Genomic DNA, 23,963 nt, shown 5'->3' on the forward strand with positions numbered 1-23,963 from the left:
CCTCCAAGTTGGCTTACGGCCGTTCGCTTACAGCCGTAAGGTTAGCGGGTCGGCTAACGCCTGTAAAGTCACGGTCGTGAGCACCTCAGGAGGTCGGCCCCGCAACCGCCGCGGCGACGGGGCCCTGCTGCGCGAGGAGATCGTCCGGGGCGCCGGGCGGCTGCTGGAGGAGACCGGCTCGGAGGACGCGGTCACCCTGCGCGCCATCGCCCGGACCGTCGGCATCGCGGCGCCGTCGATCTACGCGCACTTCCCCGACCGCGAGTCGGTCCTGCTGGCCGTGGTGCAGGACGCCTTCGCCGACCTCGGCCGGGCGATGACCATGGTGGACGAGGCGGACCCGGTGGCGCGCCTGCGCGCGGTGTGCGCGGCCTACCTCGACTTCGCCCTGACCCGACCCGCCCGCTACCGCGTCCTGTTCGGCGGGGCGTGGAGCGCCGCCAGGGCCCAGGAGACGCCCACCGTCGCCGCCGACGCGGCGACCGTCGGCTTCGACGTGTTCGACGTGCTCGTCCGGGCGGTGCGCGACTGCGCGGACGCCGGGAGGTCCACCGGCACCGACCCGTTCGCCGACGCCACCGCGCTCTGGGCGGGGCTGCACGGACTGGCCGCGCTCCGCCCGGTCACCCCGATGTTCCCCTGGCCGGACGGCGTGCTGGACCGCCTCGTCGACCGGCTGGTCCTGCTGACCTGACGACGACGGCCGGCCGACGGGGCGGCACGCCGGCCGGCGGAGGCACCGCCGGTCCTGGGGCAGAATCGATCCGGTGAGCACCAACTGGGCAGGCAACGTCACCTTCTCCGCCGCGAGCACCGAGCACCCCCGCTCCCTCGACGACCTCCGGCAGCTGGTCGCCCGAGCGGAGAGCGCCCACGTCGTCGGCACCGGGCACTCCTTCAGCACCGTCGCCGACACCACCGGCACGCTGATCAGCCTCGACGGCCTGCCCGAGGTGTTCGAACCCGGCGAGCACGAGGTCAGGACCAGCGCCGGCACCAGGCTGGCCCGCCTCGCCGACCTCCTCCAGGCCCGCGGCCTGGCCCTGCCCGCCATGCCCTCGCTCCCGCACATCACCGTCGCGGGCACCTGCGCCACCGCCACCCACGGCTCCGGCAACGACGTCCCGTCCCTCGCGAGCCTGGTCCGCGAGGTCGAGCTGGTCACCGCCGACGGCTCCCTCACCACCCTCACCCGCGGCCGGGACGCCGACTTCGACGGCGCGGTGGTCTCGCTCGGCGCGCTGGGCGTCGTCACCACCATGACCCTCGACGTCGTGCCCACGTTCGACGTGGAGCAGCGGGTCTTCGACGACATGCCCTTCGACGCCCTGGTCGAGCACGTCGACGCGGTCTTCTCCAGCGCCTACAGCGTCAGCGCCTTCACCACCTGGCAGGGCGTCGCCCGGGTGTTCACCAAGCGCCGCACCGGCGACGACCGGCCCGACCTGACCTGGACCGGCGCCACCGAGGCCGACGGGCCGCGCCACCCGGTGCCCGGCCAGCCCGCCCGCAACTGCACCGCGCAGCTCGGCGAGCCCGGACCGTGGCACGAGCGGCTCCCGCACTTCCGGGCCGACTTCACCCCGAGCGTCGGCGCGGAGCTCCAGTCGGAGTACTTCATCGCCCGCGAGCACGCCGCCGACGCGCTCCGGGCCCTCAACGCCCTCGGGGAGCACTTCGCCCCGGTCCTGCTGACCTCCGAGATCCGCACGGTCGCCGCCGACACCCAGTGGCTGAGCACGGTCCACGGGCGCGACAGCGTGGCGCTCCACTTCACCTGGCGGCCCGACGAACAGGGGGTCCGCCGGGTGCTGCGCCGGATCGAGGACGCCCTGGCCCCCTGGGACCCGCGCCCGCACTGGGGCAAGCTGACCGAGCTGACCGACCTCGGCGCCCGCTACCCGCACGTGGACCGGTTCGTCGAGCTCCGCGACCGCCTCGACCCCGCCGGCAAGTTCGGCAACCCGTTCCTCGACCGCCTGCTGGGCCGCTGACCCGGTGGGGTGGGGCCCGCCCACCCCACCGGGCGTTCACATCCGCGCGAACCGCCGCAGCAGGTCCAGGTCGGGCACCACCACGTCGCGCCGCAGGTGGCTGACCACCACGCCGGCCTTGCGCAGGTCCGCGAACGCCTTCTCGGCCGTGCGCGGCTTCATGCCCGCGATCGACGCCAACTCGACCTTGGTCAGCGGGATGCCCAGCACCCAACCGCCGAGTTCCTGCCTGCCGTGTGCGCCGACCAGCTCGGCCAGCACCCGCGCCACCCGCTCGGCCGCGCTGTGGGAGAGGAAGTCGCGGCGGCGGCGGTTGGCCCACCGCAGCTGGTCGTCGATCACGCCGATCAGCTCGACGAACCCGTCGTTGCGGCGGTGCAGGAAGCTGTGCAGCTCGGCGCTGGTGATCAGCTTCGCCACCACGTCACCGCAGGTCACGATGGTCGCCGACCGGGGCCTGTGGTCCATCGCGGCCATCTCGCCCACCAGGTCGCCCGCCACCCGCACGGTCAGCACGGCGCTGTCACCGGCCTCGTCGGTGACCAGCACCTTGACCACGCCGTCGAGCAGCAGGAACGCGTGCGTGTCGGTGGCGTCCTGCACGATGATCTCGCGGTCGGCGGCGTAGCGGACGGTGGTGCCGAGGTTCATCAGCTCCTGGCGGCTGGTCTCCCGCAGCCGGTTCAGCAGGGTGCCCGCCGGCCACTCCGCCGTGGTCGGCGAGTGCTGCCGCGCCGCCGGCGTGCCGGGCTTGGCGGTGGCCAGCGAACGGCCCGCGTCGGCGAACGAGGCGTACCCGCGCTCGAACGACGGGTCCGGCCCGGCGCCGGACACCAGCGCCTCGCACGCCCGCCGCTGCTCGTCCAGCTCCTGCACGGCCGGGTGGTCGGCGCCCAGCGCGGCGCTCGCCCGCCCGGACGCGTCGCGCACCAGGTCCAGCAGGCGCTGCGCCTGCGGCCGGGTGCCCTCCACGTGCGCCAGCTCCAGTTCGGCGGCGGCCAGGTTCGCCGCGGCGATCAACGCGTGCGGGTGGTCCGAGCCCAGCCGCATACCCGTCCGGTCGACGGCCGAGCGCAGGGCGGGCAGCGCGAGCCGCGCCCGCTCGGCGGACCGCCGCGTCCGGGCCAGCTCGAACTCGGCCGACGCCAGGTTGGCCTGCGCCACCAGCGACCGCGGGTGGTGCGAGCCCAGCGAGGCCAGCGCCCGGTCGGTGGCCTCGCGCAGGTCGCCCAGCGCCTCGGCCACCTCGTCCGCGTCGCCCTGCTCGCGGGCGATCCGGAACCGCGCGCACATCAGGTTCAACCGCACCGCGGCCGTCTGCGGGTGGTTCGAGCCGAGCATCGCCGCGTTGCGCTGGCGCTCCAGCTCCAGCGCGCCGGTCTCGCCGGGGTGGGCCGCCTCGACCGCCACGGCCACCGAGCCGACCGCGATCCGGTCGGCGGCGGGCGCGGGGTCGAGGAAGTCACCGACCACCTGGCGCAGCGGGGCGCCCCGGCCGAACGCGGCGCCGGGCACGCGCCGCCGCACCTGGCGCGGCGCGACCGCCCCGGGCTCGCGGCGACCGCGCGCGACCGCCACCAGCGCCTGCTGGTCGCGCACCCGCGCGGCCTCCGGCGAGGTGGGGTCGATCAGCGCCAGCATCGACACCAGCAGCACGTCCGCGGCGTCGGCCGAGCCGATCCGGGTCAGCGCGGCGGCGCAGCGCAGCAGCCGGTCCGCGTCCCGGCGCGCGCCGAGCGCGTCCAGCGAGCGCGCGAGCTCCACCGCGAGGCGCCGCGCCGCGAGCCGATCGGGGGCGGAGCGGGACAGGACTGCTTCGAGTTCGACCATTCGGCTGTTCATCCGGCACCCCAGGTGGTTGCTCGGTCCGCGACTGCGCGGTTCCTGCGGCTCACGCGTTCGGACGCCCTGTTCCGGCGTTCGGGCGCGTCTACTCGTACCGCCGGAGTGGAATCGTCGTCCATAGCGGCGATATCGGTTGCTCAGGGCAATCGTTAGCCCGCCTGCTGACATCGTTACGGTATGAATGTTCGGACGTCCGTCTAGGCCGCAATAATGCGGAGAACCCCGCAAGTCCTGCGTCCATCGGTGGAGCGTTGGAACAGAGCGTTACCGAACAGCCGTCGGTTTCCCTCGGCGGGATATGAGGTTCACTCGATAAGGGAAGGTTGACGGCGGCCTGGCGCTTCCCGGAGGGCCGTTCGGGCGGGGTCGGACACGTCGAGCACGGTCCGCCGGCCGGTTCGAGGCCGCTTCCGGCACCATACCGTCTCGTTTGGTTCCTCCCGTTCCCGGTGGTTCTCGTTCGGTGGTATAGCGGTATGCCCCGCCACCCCCGGCAACCCCACCAACCTCACCGCCCGCACCCGCGAATTGGACCATCCGCGCTGGTCAGGACCCGGATCGGGCAATTCCCATCGGCGTTCCGCCCTGGTTCACGCCGTTCCGGGTCCCGTAGCGGAACACGTTCATTCGTTTTCACCGGCTCTGCTTTCAGTCATCCTATGGCCTTCCCGAACCACCCGGTTGGCGGTACCCCGTTCCGGGGGTCGATCTTGCGCCTCCCGATCAACCACTGCTGACTGTCCGGGTTGCCCTCACCGCAGGAGGAGTCGATGACCATCGCCCACGACGACCCCCACGTCGCGCGGCTCTTCGAACACCTCGTCAGGCTGGTCGCAGAGGAGGACGGCGACCCGCTCGACGCGCAGGACCAGCTCGTCGAACTGGCCCGGACCAACTCGCCCGAGGTCGCCAGGTACTGGAAGCAGGTCGGCACCGGCGTGGGCGTCCCGGACACCGCCTACAAGGGCGGCGGCCCCCACCTGTTCCCCGACGCGCCCGTGGCCCGCGAGTTCCGCACCAGCGGCACCACCGGCAGCACCCGGGGCAGCGTCCGGTACTCCCCGCTCGGCCTGGAGCTCAAGCGCGTCGCGGTCACCGCGCGGGCCCGCCGGGAGATCGACTTCGCCGACGTCAGGCCCGTGGTGCTGCCGTTCGTCCCCTCCGAGCGCGCCGCACCGCACATGGCCATCGCGTTCGACATGGCCCGCATCGCGGAGGCGGTCGGCGACCCCCGGCTCAGCACCGCCGTCGTGCGGGAGGCGGGCGTGGACTTCGAGCTGCTGGCGCGGCGGCTCGACGCCGCCGTGGCGGAGGGGCTGCCGGTCGTGCTGGTCGGCGCGACCTTCGCCTTCGTCAACATCTGCGACGCCCTGGAGGCGCGGGGCCGCCGCTGGCGGTTACCGCCGGGCTCCCGCATGTACGACGGCGGCGGCTTCAAGGGCCGCTCGCGCGTCATGGCCGTGGACGACCTGCACGACGCGGTCGGGCGGGTCTTCGGCATCGAGCGGTTCGGCAACATCTTCGGCATGACCGAGATCGCCAACCCGCTCTACGACTCGGCCGACACCCCGGTGGGCCCGCTGGGCGAACGGCCCAAGGCGGGTGGCCCGGCGGGCGGTCCGCGGGTCCGCGACCCGCGCACCCGCGAGTACCGCGAGACGGGGCCCGGTCTGCTGGAGATCACCGACTACGCCCTGCTCGACCGGCCGTACGTGCTGCTCACCGGTGACCTCGGCATCGCCGGCCCGGAGGGCGTGGCCATCGCCGGGCGCATCGCCGGCAGCACCAGCCGGGGCTGCTCGCTGTCGCTGGACGAGATCACCGGAGGTGCCGCGTGACCGTGTCGTGGATGCCCGACTGGGTGACCCACCCGGGCACGTCGTTCACCCTCCGCTCCGGCGCGCACGAGTGGCACGGCGAGCGGCCCGCCGACTGGGACGGGATCGGCGCCGGGCTCCGGGCCGCGCACGAACGGCTGCGCGAGCTGCCGGTGCGCCACGTCGTGGCCGCCTTCGACGAGGTGGCCGACCGCTGGGCCAAGCGCGACTTCGCCCCGCGCCGCGCCGTGGTGCGGGACGCCTCGCTGGTGACCGGCATGTCGGAGGAGACCGTCGACCGCGCGCTGGACGCCGAGGTGGGCAACCTGCGCGCCGAGTCGCTGCTGGCCGCGCTGACCCGCGAGCTGGGGGACCCCGAGGTGCTCGACGGCTTCCGCGGCGGCACCACCGCGGTCGGGCCGGGCACCACGCTCGCGGTGTTCTCCGGCAACGTGCCCGGTCTCCCGGCGCGGTCCCTGGTCCGCGCGCTGCTGGTCAAGTCGAGCCTGATCGCGAAGGTCCCGGCCAAGGAACCGCACTTCACCGCCGCGTTCCTGCGCACCCTGCACGAGGTGGAGCCGGTGCTGGCCGACGCCGTGGTGGCCACCTACTGGGACCGCGACGACGAGGCCGCGCTGACCGCCGCCCTCGCGCACGCCGACGCCGTGGTGGTCTACGGCGGCGACGAGGCGTGCGCGGCCGTCCGGGCGCGGGTCCAACCGCACCAGCTCTACGAGGAGCACGCGCACAAGTTCTCGTTCGGCCTGGTCAGCGCCGAGTACGCGACGCGGCACGGCCCCGCCGAGGTGGCGCGCCGCATCGCCGCGGACTCCAGCGACTTCGACCAGCACGCCTGCCTGTCGCCGCAGGTCTACCTGGTGCAGGCCGCGCACGCCCGCGCGGTGGCCCGGCACCTGGCCGACGCGATGCGCCGCGCCGCCGTCGACTGTCCACCCGGGACGGTCGAGGCGCACGACGCCATCGCGCTCCAGCACCGCAGGCTGGTCGCGGAGTGGCGGTCCGCGACCAGCGACACCAGTGAGGTGTGGGCACCGGACGGTCTGGAGTGGACGGTCCTGCTGGACGACTCGCTGCTCCCGCTCACCGGCGCGGGCGACCGGGTCGCGCGCATCGTGCCGGTGCCCGACCTCGCGGCGGCGGTCGACCTGGTGCGGCCCTACGCCCGGCACCTCCAGAACGTCGGCCTCGGCGCGGTCGGCGAGGAGCTCCGGCGCGTCGGGCGCGAGCTGGCGGTGCTGGGCGCGAGCCGGATCTGCGCGCCGGGCGCGATGACCAAGCCGAGCATGTCCTGGCGGCACGACGGGCAACCGCGCATCGCCGGGCTGGTGCGCTGGGCGGATGTGGAGCTTCACCCCGAGCTGGAAGCCGACTAGGTCTTCACACCGGGTCACGAGATCACCGTGCCCTGTCCCGAGGGGCGGGGCACGGCCGTTCGCTGGGGAGGACCTGGCATGGCCCTGACGGAGACCGGCGACCACGAGCCGCTGGACGAACCGGAGTACCGCCGACTGGCCGAGGCGGTGAGTTCCACCCGGTCCACGAGCACCGAGCAGGCGTTGGCGGCCGCGCTCGGCGGGCCCGGGGGACCGGCCGCGCACCTGGAGTTCACGCACACCGCCGTGCTGGTCGCGGCGCGGAGCGTGGACGACGTGGTGGCCGCGCTGGTCGAACTGGGCGTTCGCCCGGAGGAGCAGGTGCCGGGCGAGCCGGTGCCGGACGAGCCGACGCGGGACCGGTTGGCCCGCCTCACCGGGCACGACCTCGGCGCGGACGTGCGGCTCGTGCGCTGCGCGCTGCCCGGCTGCCCGCGCGGGCTGGAGGTGTCCGTCCTGGGCGGTCCCGCCGGTCCGGACCGTGTTGGGTGGGCGCACCCGGTGTTCCGCGTCGCCGGGGACGAGGTGGTGTCGAGGGGCGTCTACGAGGCGTTGAGGGACGCCGGCCTCGTGCCCGACGGCGGCGGCCACGACCCGCGCGGGAACGCGACCGCGCTGCACCTGCGCGGCCGCACCGGGGTGGAGCTGCGGCTGCCCGGTCACCGGACCGACCTGCTGCGCCGCCACCTCGGCCGGCCCGACGAGGCCCGGCGGGCGATGTTCGAGCTGGTGACCGGGGCCTGGCGCACCCGCGCCGTGGCAGCGGTCGCCGAGCTGGGCGTGGCCGACCTGCTCGCCGGCGGACCGCGCACCACCGCCGACCTGTCGGAGCGCACCGGCACGCGGCCGGGCGAGCTGCACCGCGTGCTGGCCTTCCTGGGCGCGCTCGGCGTGCTCCACCGGGACGGCGACGCGTGGTCGCTCACCGAGGCCGGCGCGCTGCTGCGCGCCGACGCCGACGGCTCGCTGCGCGACCTCGCCCGCCTCTACGGCGGCCTGTTCTACCTGTCGTTCACCGCCCTGGAGCAGACCCTCCGCGTCGGCGGCAGCGCGTTCGAGCACTTCTACGGCGTGCTGCCGTTCGAGCACTTCGCCGAGCACCCCGCCGACGCGCGGCTGTTCGAGGGCGCGATGGCGGCGGGCACGAGCTTCCTGAACCTGGTGCCCGGCCTGCTCGACCTGCCCGAGACCGGCACCGTGGTCGACGTGGCGGGCGGCGACGGCAGGCTGCTCGGCCTCGTGCTGGCCGCCGCGCCCGGCCTGCGCGGCGTGCTGTTCGACCGCCCGCACGTGGCCGGCGCGGCCCGGGAGGTGCTGGCCCGCTCGGGCTGCGCGGACCGGGCCGAGGTGGTCGCGGGCGACTTCTTCACCGACCCGGTGCCCGCCGGCGGCGACGTCTACCTGCTCTCGCGCGTGCTGCACGACTGGGACGACGAGCGCTGCTCGACCATCCTGCGCAACGTCCGCTCGGCGATGCCCGACGGCGCGCTGCTCGCCGTGGTGGAGCGGCCGATCCGCGACGACCGGTCGGTGCTGCCGCTGTCGTTCAACGTCCACATGATGGTCAACACCGCGCTGGGCGGGGAGCGCACCGCCGACCGGCACCGGGAGTTGTTGGCCGAACACGGTTTCACCCTGGAGGACATCCGCGAACTGCCCCTCGACATGGCCGTCCTGGTGGCTCGGGCGACGCCTGTGTGACCGCTCTCATGGACCAGGTGGTGGAAATCCACTTCCTCACCGCCCGACCGGGCGGTGAGGATCGGTGGTGTGGATGTGCTGAGCGGTACCAGGGTCCCCGCCCCTGCCAAGCCCTTCGTGCCGCTGATCTCGGTGAGCCTGCTGACCGGCACCGGGTACGCGCTGGTGGGGCCGTTGCTGTCGGTGTTCCTGATCAAGGAGATGAACGCGGGGCCGTTCGCGGTCGGCGCCTTCCTGCTGACCAGCGCGCTGAGCTCGATCGCGGTCAGCACCGCGATCGGCCGGCTCTCCGACTCCCGGGCGATCCGCCGCCTGCTGCTGCTGGCCGCGAGCGCGGCGGGCGCGGCGGCGTGGCTGCTGTTCGCGTTCGTCCGGGAGTACTGGGTCCTGCTGGTGGTGTCGGTGTCGCTGGCGGCGGTCGCCGGTTCCCAGATGCCGCAGATGTTCGCCTACGCCCGGCAGGCGCTCGACCGCAGCGGCTCGACCAGGGTCCCGCTGGTGATGAGCGGCCTGCGCACGCTGGTGTCGGTCTCGTGGGTGGCCGGGCCGCCGCTGGGCGCGCTGCTGATGTCCGGCGCCGGGTTCACCGGCCTGTTCGTCACGACCGCGGCGTGCTACGCGCTGTCCGCGCTGGTGATCGTGCGGTGGCTGCCGGAGCTGGGCCGCTCGGAGCCCGCGTCGCCCGAGGTGGTCGCGGACCGCTCGGGCCGGCGCCGGGAGATCGTGCTCGCGGGCCTGGCGTTCGTCCTGCTCCAGGGCGCGACGTCGGTCGGCGTGGCGGCGATGCCGCTGTTCGTCACCGAGGACCTCGGCGGCACGCTCGCGGACTCGGGCCTGGTGCTGGGCCTGTGCGCGGCGCTGGAGATCCCGCTGATGCTGGGCTTCGGCGCGCTGGCGGTCCGGCGCGGCCAGCGGGTGCTGGTGCTGTCGGGCGGGGTGGTGGCGCTGGCCTACTACGGGGTCGTGCTGGTGTCGCAGGAGACCTGGCAGGTGATGGCCGCGCAGGTGCTGCACGCCGTGGTGATCTCGGCGGTGATGGGCCTGGGCATCTCCTACTTCCAGGACCTCGCCCCGGACCGCCCCGGCTACGCCACCACGCTCTACACCAACACGTACAAGATCAGCTCGATGCTGTCCGGGCCGCTGCTGGGCGCGGCGCAGCACTTCGGCTACCGCTCCGCCTACGGCATGGGCCTGGTCATGTCGGTGCTGGGCCTGGTGCTGCTGCTGGCCGCCAAGCGGCGTTGACCGGCGACCTGTGGTCCCCGGGCGCTCCGGGATACTCGGTCGGTGATCGAAGAACTGCTGCGCCGGCAGGACGAGCTGCGCGCCGAGGCCGACCGGGTCGTGGCGGACCTCGACCTGGACCGGCTGCTGTCGGCGGTGGGCGAGCCGGTGCGCACGGGCAGCTCGGCGCTGGGCCTCATGGCGGTGCCCGACATCGACGTCACCGTGGTGTGCCCGGCGCTGGACACCGCGGCCGTGCTGCGGGTCGGCGCGGAGCTGGGCGCGCACGAGCGGGTGGGCGCGGTCCGGTTCCGCAAGGATCTCGGGCCGTGGAACGCCGAGCCGGAGCTCTACCCCGACGGCCTGTACCTGGGCGTGGCGTTCCGCACGGCCGCCGGGCGGGACTGGAACCTGGACCTCTGGTTCGTCGACGAGCCCGACCGCCAGCCCGACCTGGGGCACGTGCGCACGCTGCCCGCGCGGCTCACGCCCGAGGTGCGCGCGGCGGTGCTGCTGATCAAGCACGAGCGGCCGGACTACCGCAGTTTCGAGCTGTACCGGGCGGTGCTGGACTCCGGGGTGCGCACCCCGGAGGACTACGACCGGTGGCGCGCCGATGACGCGGGGTGAACCGACCGTTCGGTTTGCGCTGATCGAGCGGTTCTCCGCGAAAATCGGGTCACTTCGCCCCGGGCGTTGCTAAACCTTGCTCGGGGGAGGTCGCCGTGCCGGGAGGTTTCTACACCGACGCCAGGGGCCGCGTGCGCCCGACCGGGAACCGGGGTCGCCGGGGTGGTCGGGCCAAGCCGGTGCTGCTGGCGGGGCTGGTCGCGTTCAGCGCGGTGGCCTACGGGGGAGCGGTCGGGCTGAGCGCGGGCGGGCCCGGCGGCGCCGGTCCGGCCCTGACCGCGCGCAAGGCCGCGAGCGAGGACCGGGCGCGGGACGGCGACGTCGAGGGCGCGTGGCGGGAGCTGGGGCTGCGCGAGGTCGAGCGGACCGACCGGCAGCCGGCCGACTGCGCCGCGGCGTCGTTCGGCGGGGTGCGGGACTTCCTGCGGGACACCGGGTGCGTGTCGATGGACCGGGCGCTGTTCGCGGTGGGCGACGACGCGGGCAACACCGCGGTCGTCGCGGTGGCCTGGGTGGAGTTCGCCTCGCGCGAGGACGCCCGCCGGTTCCAGGACCTCGTCGACGAGCCGGGGTCCGGTGACGTCGAGCCGCTGGGCGCGGACGCGCTCGGCCTGCCGGGGGTCGCGTTCTCCGGCGCGAACTACGGCTCCGGGCGCGACCGGGGCACGGTCGCGGTGGCCGGGGCGGAACTGGCGTCGGGGTACCTCACCCCGGAGGTGCTGGACGCGCTGGCGGAGGTGGCGGCGCTGCTGCCCCGGTAGGGGACGGCTCGGCGGGCGGTTCACCGGGCAGGGCGGCGAGCGGACCCGGACGGCCGTGACCCCGGGCTCCGGCCCGTTTCACGCGCGATCGCAGATCGTCTTCCACGGATCATGCCCTGTCAATCAGCCTGTGGCGCGATGCTGGTCACCGGGCGGTGGGGCTACCGTTCCGTCGATTCGACCTGGGGAACGAGGGGTGTGGAATGGCGACTCTGGCGTCTGTGCGCGAAGGCTTGGTGGAGTGGGTCGCGCGGCGGGCGGCCACGCGGTGGATCATGGGGAAGATCGGTTCACGCGCGTTGTCGCTGCTCCCGGACCGGGCGCTGGTCCCGCTGAAGCGGGACGGGGTGGATCCGGTCGAGGAGCTGATGAGGATGGGCGAGTCGAGCGCGGTGCACCGGGTGCCCGTGCCGTTCGGCATCCGCGTGTGGTTGGTCACGGGGGAGACCGAGGCCAAAAAAGTGCTTTCCGACACAGGGGCGTTCAGCAACGACTACACCCGCCTCGGCGCGGCGGTGGGGCGACTGGAGCAGTCGCCCGGCGGGCTCGGGTTCGCCGACGCGCCGGACCACACCCGGCTGCGCCGGATGCTGACGCCGGAGTTCACCATGCGGCGGCTGTCGCGGCTGGTGCCGCGCATCGACGAGATCGTGACCCAGCGGCTGGACGCGATGGAGGCCGCGCCGGGTCCGGTGGACCTGGTCAAGGAGTTCGCGCTGCCGATCCCGTCGCTGACCATCTGCGAGCTGCTGGGCGTGCCCTACGCCGACCGCGACCGCTTCCAGCAGCTGGCCGCGGCCCGCTTCGACCTGTTCGGCGGCGCGGGCCAGGCGCTGGGCGCGATCTCCGAGTCGCTGGAGTACATGCGGGAGATCGTGGAGCGGGAGCGCCGCTCGCCCGGTGACGGCCTGATCGGCACGCTCATCCGCCAGCACGGCGACGCGGTCGACGACGCCGAGCTGGCCGGCCTGGCCGACGGCGTGCTGACCGGCGGCTTCGACACCACGGCGAGCATGTTGGCGCTGGGCGCGTACGTGCTGCTCCGGGACGACGAGGCGCGCGCGTCGATGCGCGACGACGACGCGGCGGTGGGCCCGCTGGTCGAGGAGCTGCTGCGGCACCTGAGCGTGGTGCAGGTGGCGTTCCCCCGGTTCGCGCGGCACCCCCTCACCGTGGGGGACCAGCGGATCGAGGAGGGCGACGCGGTGGTGGTCTCCCTGTCGGCGGCCAACCGCGAGAGCACGCCCCACTTCGACCACACCCGCAAGTCGTCGGCTCACCTGGCGTTCGGCTACGGCGCGCACCGCTGCGTCGGCGCGGAGCTGGGGCGGATGGAGCTGCGCGCGGCCTACCCGGCGCTGCTGCGCCGGTTCCCGAAGCTGCGCCTGGCCGAGGACCGGCAGGCGTTCCGCGCCGCCTCCATCGTCCACGGCGTCGACCGGCTGCTGGTCCACACCCGCTGACCCGGGTCGGGGCCCTCGACGAGGCGGGCTCCGACCTCCGACACCGCTCGACACGACCTGACGAGGTCGCACTCCTCCGCGCCCCGGGCCGGTGCCGGTCCCGCTCGACGACCCGCGTGACCGCCGCACGACCGCCGCACGACCGCCCGTGTGGTCGCCCGGGACGCCGGTGGTGCCCGTCGACGTCGCGCTGACCCGGTTGGTGGTGGCCAAGAGGCCGCCCGAGCGATGTGGTCCTTACCAGTTGTCGGTTATGTCCACCGAGCGTGACCGCGCCGGCGGCCGTTCGGCCGACCCTGGTTGACCATGGCATAACCGCTGGTCAGGCTGCTGGGATGAACCCGGACGAGTGACCATCAGCCTCGTCAACCCTGCGTCGGGGCGCGCTGGTCCGGGCTCACCCGAAGGAGCCGACCCGTGCGTCCTTTCACCAGAGTGCTCACCCTGCTGTCCGTCTCGGCCACCGCCGTCGGGCTCACCACCGGAGCCGCGCTCGCCGCACCGGCCCACCAGGCCGACATCGTCATGGCGACGGCCTCCGCGACGGTCCACCCGATCAAGGACACCTACATCGTCAGCCTCGGCGCCACCGCCCGCGGCGGCCTGGGCGTCGCCTCCGCCGCGGGCGTCACGCCCACCCACGTGTGGGACGCGGCGTTCCACGGCTTCTCCGCCAAGCTCACCCCGGCGCAGCTGCGCAAGCTCAGCCGCGACCCGTCGGTGACCGCCATCGAGCAGGACGTGCTCGTCACCGACGCGCTCGACGCCACCCAGGCCAACCCGCCGTCGTGGGGCATCGACCGCGTCGACCAGCGCAACCTGCCGCTGTCGAACTCCTTCACCTACAACTACACGGGCGCGGGCGTCCACGCCTACATCATCGACACCGGCATCACCCCGGGCCACGCCGACTACGGCGGCCGGGCCACGTTCGACTACAACGCCGTCGACACCAACAACACCGACTGCCACGGCCACGGCACGCACGTGGCGGGCACCATCGGGTCCAACACCTACGGCATCGCCAAGGGCGTGCGCCTGCACGGCGTGAAGATGATGAACTGCTCGGGCAGCGCCACCACCACCGCCGCGCTCAACGCGATCAACTGGGTCACCCGGAACCACACCAAGCCCGCCGTGGCGAACACCTCGTGGAACTTCACCGCCTCGGCCAGCCTGGAGTCCGCGATCCGCAGCATGATCGCCGCGGGCGTCTTCCTGGCCACCTCGGCGGGCAACACCGGCGGCAACTCCTGCGACCGCCTGCCCCGCAAGGTGGAGACGGCCAGCGTCGTGGCGTCCTCGCAGAACAACGACGCCCGCTCCTCGTTCTCCAGCACCGGCACCTGCGTCGACCTGTACGCGCCGGGCAGCGCCATCGTCTCCACCCTCCGCACCGGCGGCTCGGGCGCGATGAACGGCACCTCGATGGCGACCCCGCACGTGGCGGGCGTGGCCGCGCTGTACAAGCAGCGGTTCGGCGACCAGTCGTCGGCGACCGTGCACGACTGGCTCAACTCCTCCGCGACCCCGAACGTGGTCAGCGGCGGCGCCACCGGCAGCACCCCCAACCGCCTGCTGTTCACCAACGGCCTGTGAGGACGTCCCGGCGCGCGGGGGCCTCTCCACCCCGCGCGCCGGGACACCCTCCCGGCCGCACGGGTCCGGCCCGGGTCACCCGACCCGGGCCGGACCCGTCAGCAGCGGCCACGCCCCGGCCCGCGCCCGCACCCCCACGATGCGGTCGCGCGTCCGGGCGGTGTACTCGTCCTCGCCACCCCGGGCGATCCGCTGCTCCAACTGCCGCTCCAGCCGCGCGGCGAAGGCGTGCTCCTGCTCCAGGTACCAGCCGACCTGCCGGTCGTGCAGCTCCCGGGGGTCGAGCAGGCCGACCTCGTCGGGGTGGCGCCTGGCCAGGGTCCACGCCAGGCGCGCCGCCGCGATCGCGTCGCCGGCGCTGGTGTGGGCGTTGTCCAGCCGCGCCCCGTAGTGGGCGCACACGGCGGTGAGGGTGCGCCTGTCGTCCCAGCCCCGGACCGGGCGCAGGTGGCGGTCCAGGCACAGCGGGTCGACCACCGGCCCGCCCAGCGGCAGGCCGCGGCCGTGGTGGCGGCGCAGTTCGGCGTCGAGCATGGTCAGGTCGAACGCGGCGTTGAACGCGCACAGCGGCGTGGTGGGTCCCCACACCCCCGCCAGGTGCTCGGCCACCTCGGCGACGACCTCCGAGGCCGGGCGGCCCTCGCGGCGGGCCTGGTCGGTGCTGATGCCGTGGATCGCGGTGGCCTCGGCCGGGATCTCGACCCCGGGGTCGGCCAGCCAGGTGCGCGTGTCGACCTCGGGTGGTCCGCCGGGGCTTCGCGGGGTGATCGCGACCACGGAGGCGGTGACGACGCGGTCCCGGTGGGGATCGACGTCGGTGGTCTCCAGGTCCAGCGCGATCATCGGACCGTGCGCCCACGACGGTGCGGGATTGCCCATGGCCGCACCGTAGCCGTCGGGTCCGACAGCGCTGCGCCGGCCGGCGGCTCCGTACCGGTCGCCGGCGCGAACGGCACCGGGACCTCCTCGACCTCGACCACCGGGACGCCGGTTTCGGCCTCGTCGTGTCGCGCGCCTGAGGACGCCGTCCCGGTCGGACGTGCCGCTCCGGGCTGCTAGACGTCGATCTTGAGCAGCAGTTCGCTCAGCTCGACCGGCACGGTGATCATGCAGTCGTGGCCGCTCTCCAGTTCCCACACCCGCGACGGCGAGCCGTTGGGCTGCACCGCGGGCACGGGCCGCCGGGTGATGCCCTCCGGTGCCGCTCCGACGCAGTGGATGTGCGTCCGGGGGATCGCGTCCACGGCCGGGTTGTCCAGCCGGACCGGTTGTCGGAGGCAGCGGACCGGCTGGTCCGACAGCATCCCGCGCAGCCAGGCGACGTCCGCCGGGTCGGTGACGCCGAACAGGCCGTGCGGTGGCGGCATCTCCGGCAGCGGCGGGATGCGCCAGGCGGTCTCGGTCCGCGCGGCCAGGTCGATCAGGGCCTGCGTGACCGGCAGGACGTCGACCGCGGTCTCGCCGTCCCGCGGGACCATCGCGTCGAGGTGGACCAGGTGCGCGATCCGGTCCGGGACCTGGTTGGCCGCGGACGAGATGACCAGGCCCGCGTAGCTGTGACCGACCAGGACCACGTCGGTGAGGTCTTCCTCGACGATCAGCGTGACGACGTCGGCCACGTGGGTGTCGAGCCCGACCTCGGGGCCGAGCAGGTGCGCCTTGTCGCCGTAGCCGGTGAGCGACGGCGCGAGCACCCGGTGGCCGGCCGACTCCAGCAGCGGGACCACCCGCTCCCAGCACCGTCCGCTGTGCCAGGCGCCGTGCACCAGCAGGAATGTCGACATGGTCGTGGCGATCCCCCGGTTCGATGTGGTGGCACGGGGCTACGGTGGTTACGATTCGTAACCCGGTGCCGTTCGAGAACCATCGTGATCGTCGGACGTGCCGCCGGCAACAAGGCACTTTCCAGTGCCCCGGTTCCCCGGAGGTAACCGATGACGCCGCGCCAGGACGACGCGTGCCGGACCCGCGTGGTGCTCGACATCGTCGGGGACAAGTGGTCGCTCCTGGTCGTGCGCGCCCTCAGGGACGGACCGCGCCGCTTCACCGAGCTGAAGCGGGACATCGCGGGGATCAGCCAGCGCATGCTCACCGTCACCCTGCGCGGCCTGGAGCGCGACGGGATACTGACGCGGACCGTGCACAACGTCATGCCGCCGCACGTCTGCTACGAGCTCACCCCGATGGGCAGGACCCTCCGCGAAGCCACCGCGCCGCTGCTGGAGTGGAGCGTCGCGCACCTGGCCGCCATCGACGCCGCCCGCGCCGACTACGACTCCCGCGCCTGACCCACCCGGACCCCGGCTACGGCTTGTCCGCCACCGTGATCGCGCCCGCGATGATCTGGGCCTTGTACCCCTCCAGGATGCCCTGCAGCTCCGCGTCGACCTTCCCGCCGGACGTGGCGTAGCCGATGCCGTCCACCTTGAGGTCGAAGACCTCCGGCAGCGAGTCCAGGTCGTCGCTCGCGGCGGCCTTGACGAAGTCGTGCACCGCCACGTCGACGCGCTTGAGGCTGGAGGCGACGATGACCTCCCTGCTGTCCGCCAGCGCCGGCTGGTGGTACTGGTCGGCGTCGCACCCGATCGCCAGCACACCCGCCTGCTTCACCGCTGAGAACACGCCGATGCCGGACGCGCCGGCGGCGGGGTAGAGGACGTCCGCGCCCTTCTCGATCAGGCCCTTCGCGGTCTCCAGGCCCTTCGCCGGGTCCTGGAAGCCGGTGAAGTCGGTGGCCGGCGTGATGTACTTCGCCTCGACCACGATCTTCGGCGCGGCGGCCTTCGCGCCCTGGACGTACCCGGCCTCGAACTTGCGGATCAGCGGGATGTCGACCCCGCCGACGAAGCCGACGTGGCACCTCTTGCTCTGGTACGCGGCCACGACCCCGGCCAGGAACGCGCCTTCCTGCTCGGCGAAGACCAGCGGCGTGACGTTGGCCGCGCCCTCCACGGCCGAGTCCACCAGGCCGAACCGGACGTCGGGGAACTCCGGCGCGACGACCCTCAGCGCCTCGGTGTAGGCGAAGCCGACGCCGACGATCGGGTTGAAGCCCTCGCGCGCGAGTTGGCGCAGGCGGGTCTGCTTGGCCGTCTCGTCCTCGTTCGGGGCGGCGGAAACCTCGCGGGTGTTCTCCTCCTCGACCCCCATGTCCCCGATGGCGCGGTCGAACCCGGCGGCGGCGAGGTCGTTGAACGACGCGTCGCCGCGGCCGCCGATGTCGTAGGCCAGGCCGATCTTCAGCGCGCTGCCGTCGACCTTCTCGCCCTCGGGCTTCGCCGGGGTGCTGGTGCTCGACGTGGCGGGCGGACCGGGCGGGGGCGCGAACTCGCACGCGGTGCCGGTGGCACCGGTCGACCCGGCGGTGCCACCGGCACCGGAGTCCTTCGCGCAGGCGCTCAGCACCATCAGACCGGTCAGCGCGATCGCGGCGACAGCGGTGCCGGACACAGGACGGCGCACGGCTCGTCCCCCTCCCTGCTCGTCGAGCAGTCAACCGTCCCCCGACAGGAGTATCAGGGCTTGAGCGACGGACCGTACCCCCTGCTCGCGATCGTGCGGATGAGCGCTCAACTGGTGAGAACCGCGCACAGCGGACCACTCGCCCCGGTCAGCAGGCCGGCGCGCCGCGAACCCGCTCGACGATGACGACCACCCGGACGAGCCGGTCGACCGCTTTCGCCGCCGAGCACGACGAACCGCCACCCGGGTCACCGATCGGCCTCGGCGGAATACCCGGTCGGGAACTCCCCGGAAATCGGACCCATTCCGTGCCTCGGCCGAGCCCCCGGCCTCCGGCGTGTCGGGCTTCCCCGGCGCGGCGGCCGTGGTGACGGACGTCGGCGCGCCCCTGTCGCACGCGGCCATCGTGGCGCGGGAGTTGGTTGTCCCGGCCGTGGTGGGGTGCGGCAACGCCACGGTCCGGATCAGGACGGGGGACCGGGTGCGGGTCGACGAGGGCTGCGGCACGGTGACGGTGCTCTGACCTGGTTCAGGAGGTCGGTGGTGGGAGTTGCCGGGTGCCGGCGGCGAGTTCACGCACGTGGTGGGCGGTGTTGGTGCTCAGGGCAGTGGCCAGGGCTCGGTTGAGGTGTCGGTTGGTGTGGTGGTGGCGTCCGTAGGTTTCCAGGATCTGGTCGGCGCAGTCGATGACTTTGTGCGGGCGGCGTTGGGCGCGGTAGGTGAGGGAGAGGTCGAGCAGGGCCGAGGCGGTGGTGTCGGGGTTGTCGTCGCGTCGCCGGTGCACGGCCAGTTCGTGCCTGCCGCACAGGACGGCTGAGGGCAGGTGGTCGTGCTCGCGCAGGACTCCGGCCGCTCGGCGGAAAGCCTGGGCGGTGGCCGGCGAGGTCGGTGGTCGTACGGCCACTTCGGCGGCGTATTTCCGCAGCAGGCGCAGGGTGCCTTCGTCGACCTGGATGCGGTCGAGCAGTTCGGTGAGTGCCGGGGTCATCGTCGTGGGGCTTTTGGGTCGGTGTGGATGACGTGGAACAGGTCGGTGAAGGTCATGGGTGTGAGGGCGGTGAGGGCGCCGGCGATGAAGGCGGGTCCGGGGTTGAGTTGGCCGGTGAGGACTCGGGTGACGGTGGAGCGGTTGAGGTCCATGGCTCTGGCCAGGGCGTAGTCGGAGCGGAAGCCCGCGAGTCTCATGGCTTTGGTGAAGAGTTCGGCGCGCAGTCTGATGGTGTGGGGCACGGCCGTCTCCTGGTGTTCGGCCCCGGTGGCGGGGTCAGGCGGCTTTGCGGTCGTAGAGGTCGGTCCACCGGGACAGCTTCCGGCGGGTCTGCTCGGTGTCCAGGGCCGCGGCGTCGAGGTGGCACATCTTCTGCTGGTAGGCGGCCACCGCCTCGGGTGCGTCGTGGAACGCCACGGCGACGTCGGTCTCGGCGTAGGCCATGGGTTTGTCGGGTGACTCGAAGGTCAGCAGTGTGCAGGGGTACCGCAGGTGGGTGTGGAACCCGGCGGCCAGCGGGACGACGCGCACGGTGGTGCGGGGCCATTCGCACATCAGCAGCAGGTGCAGCAGCTGGTCGCGCATCACCGCCGGACCGCCCACGGCCATGCGCAACGCCATCTCGTGGACGTAGGCGGTTACGTGTGGGTTGGGGTGGCGTTGCAGGAGCCGTTGACGTTCCGCGAGGGCGGTGGCGAAGTCGGGGTCGCCGGTGAGGGCCAGGGTGTAGTCCTCGGTCCGGGCCAGGTCGGGAACGGTGACGGGGTCGTAGACGGTGATCGTCTCCGCGATCTCCTCGTGCACCGACACGGCGACCAGCCTGTCGGAACGCTGGTGGTGCAGGCGCAGGAAACTGCCGGTGTCCGGCTCGGCGGCGATGCCCAGGACGCGCTCACGGGCGGCCTTGGCGGCCCCGCAGTGCCCGAGCAGGGCGGCGATGTCGACCGTGCTGGTGCCCCGCGTGCCCTTCTCCAGCTTGGAGAGCTTGCCCACGGACCAGCCCAACGCCTCGGCGACCTTCGGCGCCGACCTGCCGCTGTTCTGACGGGTCTTGCGGATTTCCCCGCCCAGCTCCCGGCTGTGCGCACTGCCCGGGCGCACAGGTGGTGCGTTTTCCTCGGTGTCCATGATTTTCCTCAGGGTGCTTGCGTGCTTGCGTGTCAGTTAAACGCATTGATTCAGCAGGCACCACGGAAGTTGGTCACAGCCGTTCCGCAATTTCCCCAGAACCTGAACGCAATGTTGCGGTTCTGCTCTACCGGTCGTGTGGTGATGGCTCAGATGATGTGCCAGGGTGCGGTGATGTCATCATCGAGGCCGTGGACGCGGTGGATGACCTCGGTCGCCTGGGGGCTGCCTGGCGAGGACTTCCTCGCATTGGTGGCGATCATGCGCAGCTCTCGCAAGGCGCGTAGTGACGGATAACCTTCCCACTCGCGGATGTCACGTCCGTATGCCTTGGCGAAAGCGTCGTGGTCCGCGTGGCCGAATCGGCGGCAGTGAACCTCGATGGTGACGAGGTCCCACTCGACCGGGCCGAGCGCCACGCCGTCCAGGTCGCACAGCACAGCCGGTGTCGATGCGTGGTTCAGGGCTGTTTCTTCATTCCTTGGTGCGGGGCGCCACAGGGTGTTGCGGTGCTGCGGATCGGTGTGGATGAGGCACTGCGTCACGGACCCGGACAAGCGGGCCCAGAACGGCTTCAACTCCTCCAACCTGGTCACCACCGCGGTTCTGTGGTCGTCGTCGAGGATGCGACTGGCGGTGGTGGAGCGTGCGATCGCGGTGATCGGGTCGAGTGAGGGCAGCGGGAACGACGGTTGCGGTGCCTGGTGCAGCGCCAGCAGTGGCGCGGCGATGGCTTCGGTCGACACCGGGTGTTGCTGGGGCAGGTGACGCCAGAACGTGACCACGTGACCGTCGACGACCACCGGCTGTTCGATGCCCTGGACCAGGGGGGCGATGGGCGCCTGGTGCCGGGTCAGCCAGGCGATGAGGGACACCAGTCCGCGCGCGTTGCGCAGGTCCCGTTGATGGTCGAACCCCGGCCGGCCGATCTTGACCACCACGGCGTCCGGGACCTGTCCGACGAGGTAGACGGCGTTGGTGTGGTGACGCAGCACCTGAGCGTCCCGTGCGTCCAGGCCGACTGCTCCACATGCCTGCCGGAGCAGGGGGCGGGTGCTGTCGACGGTGAAGTCGTGCCCGATCGCGGAGGGCCGTGAGGTCACCGGTCCAGTCTGGGGCCGCGTGGTCGATATGAGCGACCGTGATGTGCTTCGTCCCGCTCAACGGTGCGTAACGGGTGTCGTGAGAGATCGCAGTTCTCGCACGGTGTCCGGGACCCGTCCTCCGGGATGGGGGAGGGCCTCGGTCACGGTGACCACGTCGTGGGCGCGGGTCAGCACAACCCCTGTGCGGTGCGTAGGGGGCAACTCCGCGAGCACGGCCAAGGCCAGCGTGGTCGCACCGACGACGTCACCGCGGTGCGCTTCGGTCACCGCCTGGTCCAGGCGGACGAGGGCGGGGTCGATGACCACGCGTTCGTCACCGGCGTAGGCCCGCAGAGCCGCGTCCTGGGCGACGCGTGCACGTGCCGCGTCTCCCAGGTTCGCCCACGCGCCGGAGGCGTACAGGTGCAGCCGACCCGGGCCGAAGCGGAAGGCGGCGTACTGGTCCTCCTGCCCGTCTCGCCGGGCGGCCAGCTTCTCGGTCAAGCGGCCGGCAAGCTCCAGTGCTTCCCGCACACCGCGGACATCCCCCAGCTTGCCCAGGGCACGTGCCTCGGCGGCGACGGCGAGTGCCGCCGCGTCGCAGACGTGGTCAGCGGCGAAGGCTTGGGCACGACGCGCCAGCGCGACTGCGCTCTGGGCGGGTTCGTAGTAGTAGGCCAGCATGGTCTGCTGCGCCAGCACGAGCGCGATCAACGCCGAGTCATCGGCGTCCCGTGCGGCGAGCAACGCGGTGCCGTACCACCGACGCGCACCGGTGACGCGCTGCAACTTCATGTACGCGTCGGCGATCAGCAACGTCAACATGGTCGTGGCCGTGGAGAGCCGGCGGTACGCGAAAACCGGCTGGCGACGCGCGGCCAACGCCTGCACGTCGGCCAGATCGGGCAGCAACGACTCCAGCGCGCGGTCCGGTCCGATCCGCGTGTGCTCACCGAGGTGGTGCGCCACCTGTTGTTCAACCAACTCCATGCGCGCAGGAGAAGCGGACTCGCTCAAGGACGACTCCAGTCGGATGCGAATCTGCTCGGCGTCATCGCGAACGAGTTGATCTCTGCCGAGCAGGTCGTTGTCCGATGGTGCGTTGCTCAAAAACAACGTATTCGCGCCTGAGGAGCCGGGCGGATCGAGCAGAACGGCGAGCTCGCTCACGCTGATCTGAAGTTTTTCGGCGAGTGGCCGCCGGTGATGGGCCAGCGGACTCGACCGGCCGGTCTCCCAATTGCCCACCGTCGTGGGGTGCACCCCAAGGGTCTCCGCAAGGCTCTCCTGGCTGAAACCAATCGCCTCGCGCGCCCGTGCCAGAGCCTCACGTGGCACCCTGTGCTGTGACCCCATCGCCTGACCTCCTGTGCCGGAATCCACCACGGTAGCCCGATACCGTGGTGGCCAGTGGTCCACAACATGCTTGACGGCGCGGCCTTCAGGAAGGATGCGGGGGAAGTTGTGGATGGATTACAGGCGGGTGCTGTGCTGCGCCGAAGCCCGACAAGGGTTCAACGCGTACCAATGCCACGATGCCTCTGCCCGGTCGTCTCCACCGCCTCGCCTGTGTTGGCCATCGCCGGAAGAACGGATCAACCCCGTCGGCTCACGTGGGCGGGGGTAGCGCGGACAGGCGGCGCAGCTGCGCGGCGAGCCCATCGGGCCCGGGTGCGTGCAAGGCGGCGTTCACGTCGTCCAGGACGTCCCAGTAGACCCACTTCCCGGGCCAGTCCAGCGGAATGGCGGCGACCCGCACGACGCACGCGCGAACAGCCAGCCTGATGCGCAGGACCCCGTGTTCGCCCTCGTACGCCGGTGGTTGCCACAGCGTGCCCGCGGTCGCCAGCTCCGTCAGCAACGCCTCGTGGGCATTGCGAGCGGTGACGCGCCGGGCGTCCTCCGCACGTCGCGACCGCACCTGCTCGGCACCCAGTTGCAGGGCTGCCGCGACCAGCGCCACGACCGCGGTCTTCACCACCTCCTTGACCACCGACTCGTCGACGGCGAGCGCACCCGACGCCGCCGAGGCCAGCGCCACCACGCCCAGCAGCACGAACCGCGAGACGAACGCCAGCAGCCGGTCCAGCAGCGAGTGGTCCCTGGTCACGACCACCTGGTGCAGCGCGTCCCGCAGGACCTGGACCTGGAGCAGGGCCTGGGCGCGCACGTCCGGGTCGAGGGAACCCCGCTGGGCCAGGTCCGCCAGGACGTCCTGCACCCGGTGGGGCGGCAGGCCGAAGAACTCGGCCACGTCGTCCAGCGGCAGCGCGGACATCGCCGCCAGCCGCGGCGCCACCCGGCGGACCTGCGCCCGCGACAGACCTCGCCCGGCGCGGCGCAGGTGGTCCTCGGTGGAGTCGAGCAGGGTGTCCAGGTCGCGGACGACGTTGACCAGCGCGCTGTCGGCCAGCGCCGAGTCGCCCGCGGCACGCGCGCCGGCGCGTTCCTCCTCGTGGTAGAGCAGCAGGTCCAGCACCGGCGGCGCGGCGGCCAAGGTCTGGTCGCCGTCCTGCTCGGGCACGGCCGGGGTGGCCGGCAGCGGGGGCGGGACGGGGAGGTCCGCCGCGGCTTCGCGGGCCGCGGCGATGATCTGCTCCCACGTCCGCCGTTCCCGTTCGGGACGGCCGTCGCGGCGGAACGGGTGGGAGTGGGTCATCGCGGTCCTCTTGAGGTGGGCGGCGCCGGTGGGCGGGTGGTCACATCACACCCCAGGTGGCGCTGCTCCCGTGCCCCTCCGCGCCGGTCGATGTGAACGGTGTCCACCCCTCTCGTGTCGGCGCGCGTCAGCGGGTGGGAGCACTGACCGCACCATCGCACCGCCGCCCGCCCCACCGCACCGCACAACTGCGGACGACGCCGCCGCGCG

The 23,963-nt window shown here is 72.9% G+C and carries 22 protein-coding genes; 12 read left to right on the forward strand and 10 right to left on the reverse strand.

Going from position 1 to position 23,963, the window contains the following annotated elements:
• Nucleotides 1–76: 76 nt before the first annotated feature.
• A complete protein-coding gene (locus tag ACFP3R_RS10370) occupies nt 77–694 on the forward strand; it encodes a TetR/AcrR family transcriptional regulator (RefSeq protein WP_380635025.1) in 618 nt (205 codons plus the stop codon).
• 73 nt (nt 695–767) lie between these two features.
• Nucleotides 768–1,994 carry a D-arabinono-1,4-lactone oxidase gene (locus tag ACFP3R_RS10375; RefSeq protein ID WP_380635027.1) on the forward strand — a complete coding sequence of 409 codons (1,227 nt, stop codon included), beginning with the start codon at nt 768–770 and terminating at the stop codon, nt 1,992–1,994.
• A gap of 36 nt (nt 1,995–2,030) precedes the next feature.
• Here ACFP3R_RS10375 and ACFP3R_RS10380 read toward each other — a convergent pair whose 3' ends face one another.
• Nucleotides 2,031–3,836, reverse strand: a complete 1,806-nt coding sequence (locus tag ACFP3R_RS10380; RefSeq protein ID WP_380635028.1) for a cyclic nucleotide-binding domain-containing protein — start codon at nt 3,834–3,836, stop codon at nt 2,031–2,033.
• 773 nt (nt 3,837–4,609) lie between these two features.
• Here ACFP3R_RS10380 and ACFP3R_RS10385 point away from each other — a divergent pair.
• The 8 genes from ACFP3R_RS10385 to ACFP3R_RS10420 all read left to right on the forward strand — a co-directional run bounded on the left by ACFP3R_RS10385 (nt 4,610) and on the right by ACFP3R_RS10420 (nt 14,431).
• Nucleotides 4,610–5,677, forward strand: a complete 1,068-nt coding sequence (locus tag ACFP3R_RS10385) for an acyl-CoA reductase (RefSeq protein ID WP_380635030.1) — start codon at nt 4,610–4,612, stop codon at nt 5,675–5,677.
• Complete coding sequence (locus ACFP3R_RS10390; RefSeq protein ID WP_380635031.1) at nt 5,674–7,050, forward strand: acyl-CoA reductase; 1,377 nt, start codon at nt 5,674–5,676, stop codon at nt 7,048–7,050. Before ACFP3R_RS10385 ends, ACFP3R_RS10390 begins: the two co-directional genes overlap by 4 nt.
• Nucleotides 7,051–7,128: 78 nt before the next feature.
• Complete coding sequence (locus tag ACFP3R_RS10395) at nt 7,129–8,751, forward strand: methyltransferase (RefSeq protein WP_380635032.1); 1,623 nt, start codon at nt 7,129–7,131, stop codon at nt 8,749–8,751.
• A 69-nt stretch (nt 8,752–8,820) separates the two neighbouring features.
• On the forward strand, nt 8,821–9,999 hold the full coding sequence (locus tag ACFP3R_RS10400; protein ID WP_380635034.1) for a sugar efflux transporter: 1,179 nt from the start codon (nt 8,821–8,823) through the stop codon (nt 9,997–9,999).
• 42 nt (nt 10,000–10,041) lie between these two features.
• The gene (locus ACFP3R_RS10405; protein WP_380635036.1) at nt 10,042–10,608 is read left to right on the forward strand and encodes a hypothetical protein; all 567 of its coding nucleotides are present in this window, start codon (nt 10,042–10,044) and stop codon (nt 10,606–10,608) included.
• A gap of 95 nt (nt 10,609–10,703) precedes the next feature.
• On the forward strand, nt 10,704–11,369 hold the full coding sequence (locus ACFP3R_RS10410; protein ID WP_380635038.1) for a hypothetical protein: 666 nt from the start codon (nt 10,704–10,706) through the stop codon (nt 11,367–11,369).
• 203 nt (nt 11,370–11,572) lie between these two features.
• Nucleotides 11,573–12,832: a cytochrome P450 gene (locus tag ACFP3R_RS10415; protein ID WP_380635039.1), complete on the forward strand. Its 1,260-nt coding sequence runs from the start codon at nt 11,573–11,575 to the stop codon at nt 12,830–12,832.
• A gap of 417 nt (nt 12,833–13,249) precedes the next feature.
• Nucleotides 13,250–14,431, forward strand: a complete 1,182-nt coding sequence (locus ACFP3R_RS10420) for a S8 family peptidase (RefSeq protein WP_380635041.1) — start codon at nt 13,250–13,252, stop codon at nt 14,429–14,431.
• 75 nt (nt 14,432–14,506) lie between these two features.
• On the opposite strand, the gene ACFP3R_RS10425 is transcribed toward ACFP3R_RS10420, so the two are convergent.
• Nucleotides 14,507–15,310, reverse strand: a complete 804-nt coding sequence (locus ACFP3R_RS10425; protein WP_380635043.1) for an exonuclease domain-containing protein — start codon at nt 15,308–15,310, stop codon at nt 14,507–14,509.
• A 176-nt stretch (nt 15,311–15,486) separates the two neighbouring features.
• The gene (locus tag ACFP3R_RS10430; RefSeq protein WP_380635044.1) at nt 15,487–16,215 is read right to left on the reverse strand and encodes an alpha/beta fold hydrolase; all 729 of its coding nucleotides are present in this window, start codon (nt 16,213–16,215) and stop codon (nt 15,487–15,489) included.
• A 150-nt stretch (nt 16,216–16,365) separates the two neighbouring features.
• Here ACFP3R_RS10430 and ACFP3R_RS10435 point away from each other — a divergent pair, with 150 nt between their 5' ends.
• Entirely contained in the window at nt 16,366–16,719 is a 354-nt protein-coding gene (locus tag ACFP3R_RS10435) for a winged helix-turn-helix transcriptional regulator (protein ID WP_380635046.1), read from the forward strand.
• A 16-nt stretch (nt 16,720–16,735) separates the two neighbouring features.
• On the opposite strand, the gene ACFP3R_RS10440 is transcribed toward ACFP3R_RS10435, so the two are convergent.
• Entirely contained in the window at nt 16,736–17,881 is a 1,146-nt protein-coding gene (locus tag ACFP3R_RS10440; protein WP_380635258.1) for a BMP family lipoprotein, read from the reverse strand.
• A 349-nt stretch (nt 17,882–18,230) separates the two neighbouring features.
• On the opposite strand from ACFP3R_RS10440, the gene ACFP3R_RS10445 reads away from it, so the two are divergent.
• Nucleotides 18,231–18,416, forward strand: a complete 186-nt coding sequence (locus tag ACFP3R_RS10445; RefSeq protein ID WP_380635048.1) for a PEP-utilizing enzyme — start codon at nt 18,231–18,233, stop codon at nt 18,414–18,416.
• Between the two features lie 6 nt (nt 18,417–18,422).
• Here the strand turns inward: ACFP3R_RS10445 and ACFP3R_RS10450 are convergent, their stop codons facing one another.
• The 6 genes from ACFP3R_RS10450 to ACFP3R_RS10475 all read right to left on the reverse strand — a co-directional run bounded on the left by ACFP3R_RS10450 (nt 18,423) and on the right by ACFP3R_RS10475 (nt 23,753).
• Complete coding sequence (locus tag ACFP3R_RS10450) at nt 18,423–18,881, reverse strand: hypothetical protein (RefSeq protein WP_380635050.1); 459 nt, start codon at nt 18,879–18,881, stop codon at nt 18,423–18,425.
• Nucleotides 18,878–19,123 (reverse strand): transcriptional regulator, encoded by a 246-nt coding sequence (locus ACFP3R_RS10455; RefSeq protein ID WP_380635052.1) that lies wholly within the window; start codon nt 19,121–19,123, stop codon nt 18,878–18,880. Before ACFP3R_RS10455 ends, ACFP3R_RS10450 begins: the two co-directional genes overlap by 4 nt.
• A gap of 34 nt (nt 19,124–19,157) precedes the next feature.
• Entirely contained in the window at nt 19,158–20,009 is an 852-nt protein-coding gene (locus ACFP3R_RS10460) for a helix-turn-helix domain-containing protein (RefSeq protein ID WP_380635053.1), read from the reverse strand.
• 149 nt (nt 20,010–20,158) lie between these two features.
• Nucleotides 20,159–21,112, reverse strand: a complete 954-nt coding sequence (locus ACFP3R_RS10465) for a phosphotransferase family protein (protein WP_380635054.1) — start codon at nt 21,110–21,112, stop codon at nt 20,159–20,161.
• Between the two features lie 57 nt (nt 21,113–21,169).
• A complete protein-coding gene (locus tag ACFP3R_RS10470; RefSeq protein ID WP_380635056.1) occupies nt 21,170–22,432 on the reverse strand; it encodes a helix-turn-helix domain-containing protein in 1,263 nt (420 codons plus the stop codon).
• Between the two features lie 271 nt (nt 22,433–22,703).
• Nucleotides 22,704–23,753 (reverse strand): hypothetical protein, encoded by a 1,050-nt coding sequence (locus tag ACFP3R_RS10475; RefSeq protein WP_380635057.1) that lies wholly within the window; start codon nt 23,751–23,753, stop codon nt 22,704–22,706.
• Nucleotides 23,754–23,963 lie beyond the last annotated feature (210 nt).

The sequence above is a fragment of the Saccharothrix lopnurensis genome (assembly GCF_042658445.1).
GTDB lineage: Bacteria > Actinomycetota > Actinomycetes > Mycobacteriales > Pseudonocardiaceae > Actinosynnema > Actinosynnema lopnurensis.

Coding starts and splice junctions, on each gene's coding strand:
- ACFP3R_RS10380 (WP_380635028.1), bottom strand. CDS start 3,836: ATGAACAGCCGAATGGTCGAACTCGAAGCAGTCCTGTCCCGCTCCGCC.
- ACFP3R_RS10385 (WP_380635030.1), top strand. CDS start 4,610: ATGACCATCGCCCACGACGACCCCCACGTCGCGCGGCTCTTCGAACAC.
- ACFP3R_RS10395 (WP_380635032.1), top strand. CDS start 7,129: ATGGCCCTGACGGAGACCGGCGACCACGAGCCGCTGGACGAACCGGAG.
- ACFP3R_RS10415 (WP_380635039.1), top strand. CDS start 11,573: ATGGCGACTCTGGCGTCTGTGCGCGAAGGCTTGGTGGAGTGGGTCGCG.
- ACFP3R_RS10425 (WP_380635043.1), bottom strand. CDS start 15,310: ATGGGCAATCCCGCACCGTCGTGGGCGCACGGTCCGATGATCGCGCTG.
- ACFP3R_RS10430 (WP_380635044.1), bottom strand. CDS start 16,215: ATGTCGACATTCCTGCTGGTGCACGGCGCCTGGCACAGCGGACGGTGC.
- ACFP3R_RS10435 (WP_380635046.1), top strand. CDS start 16,366: ATGACGCCGCGCCAGGACGACGCGTGCCGGACCCGCGTGGTGCTCGAC.
- ACFP3R_RS10450 (WP_380635050.1), bottom strand. CDS start 18,881: ATGACCCCGGCACTCACCGAACTGCTCGACCGCATCCAGGTCGACGAA.
- ACFP3R_RS10460 (WP_380635053.1), bottom strand. CDS start 20,009: ATGGACACCGAGGAAAACGCACCACCTGTGCGCCCGGGCAGTGCGCAC.
- ACFP3R_RS10475 (WP_380635057.1), bottom strand. CDS start 23,753: ATGACCCACTCCCACCCGTTCCGCCGCGACGGCCGTCCCGAACGGGAA.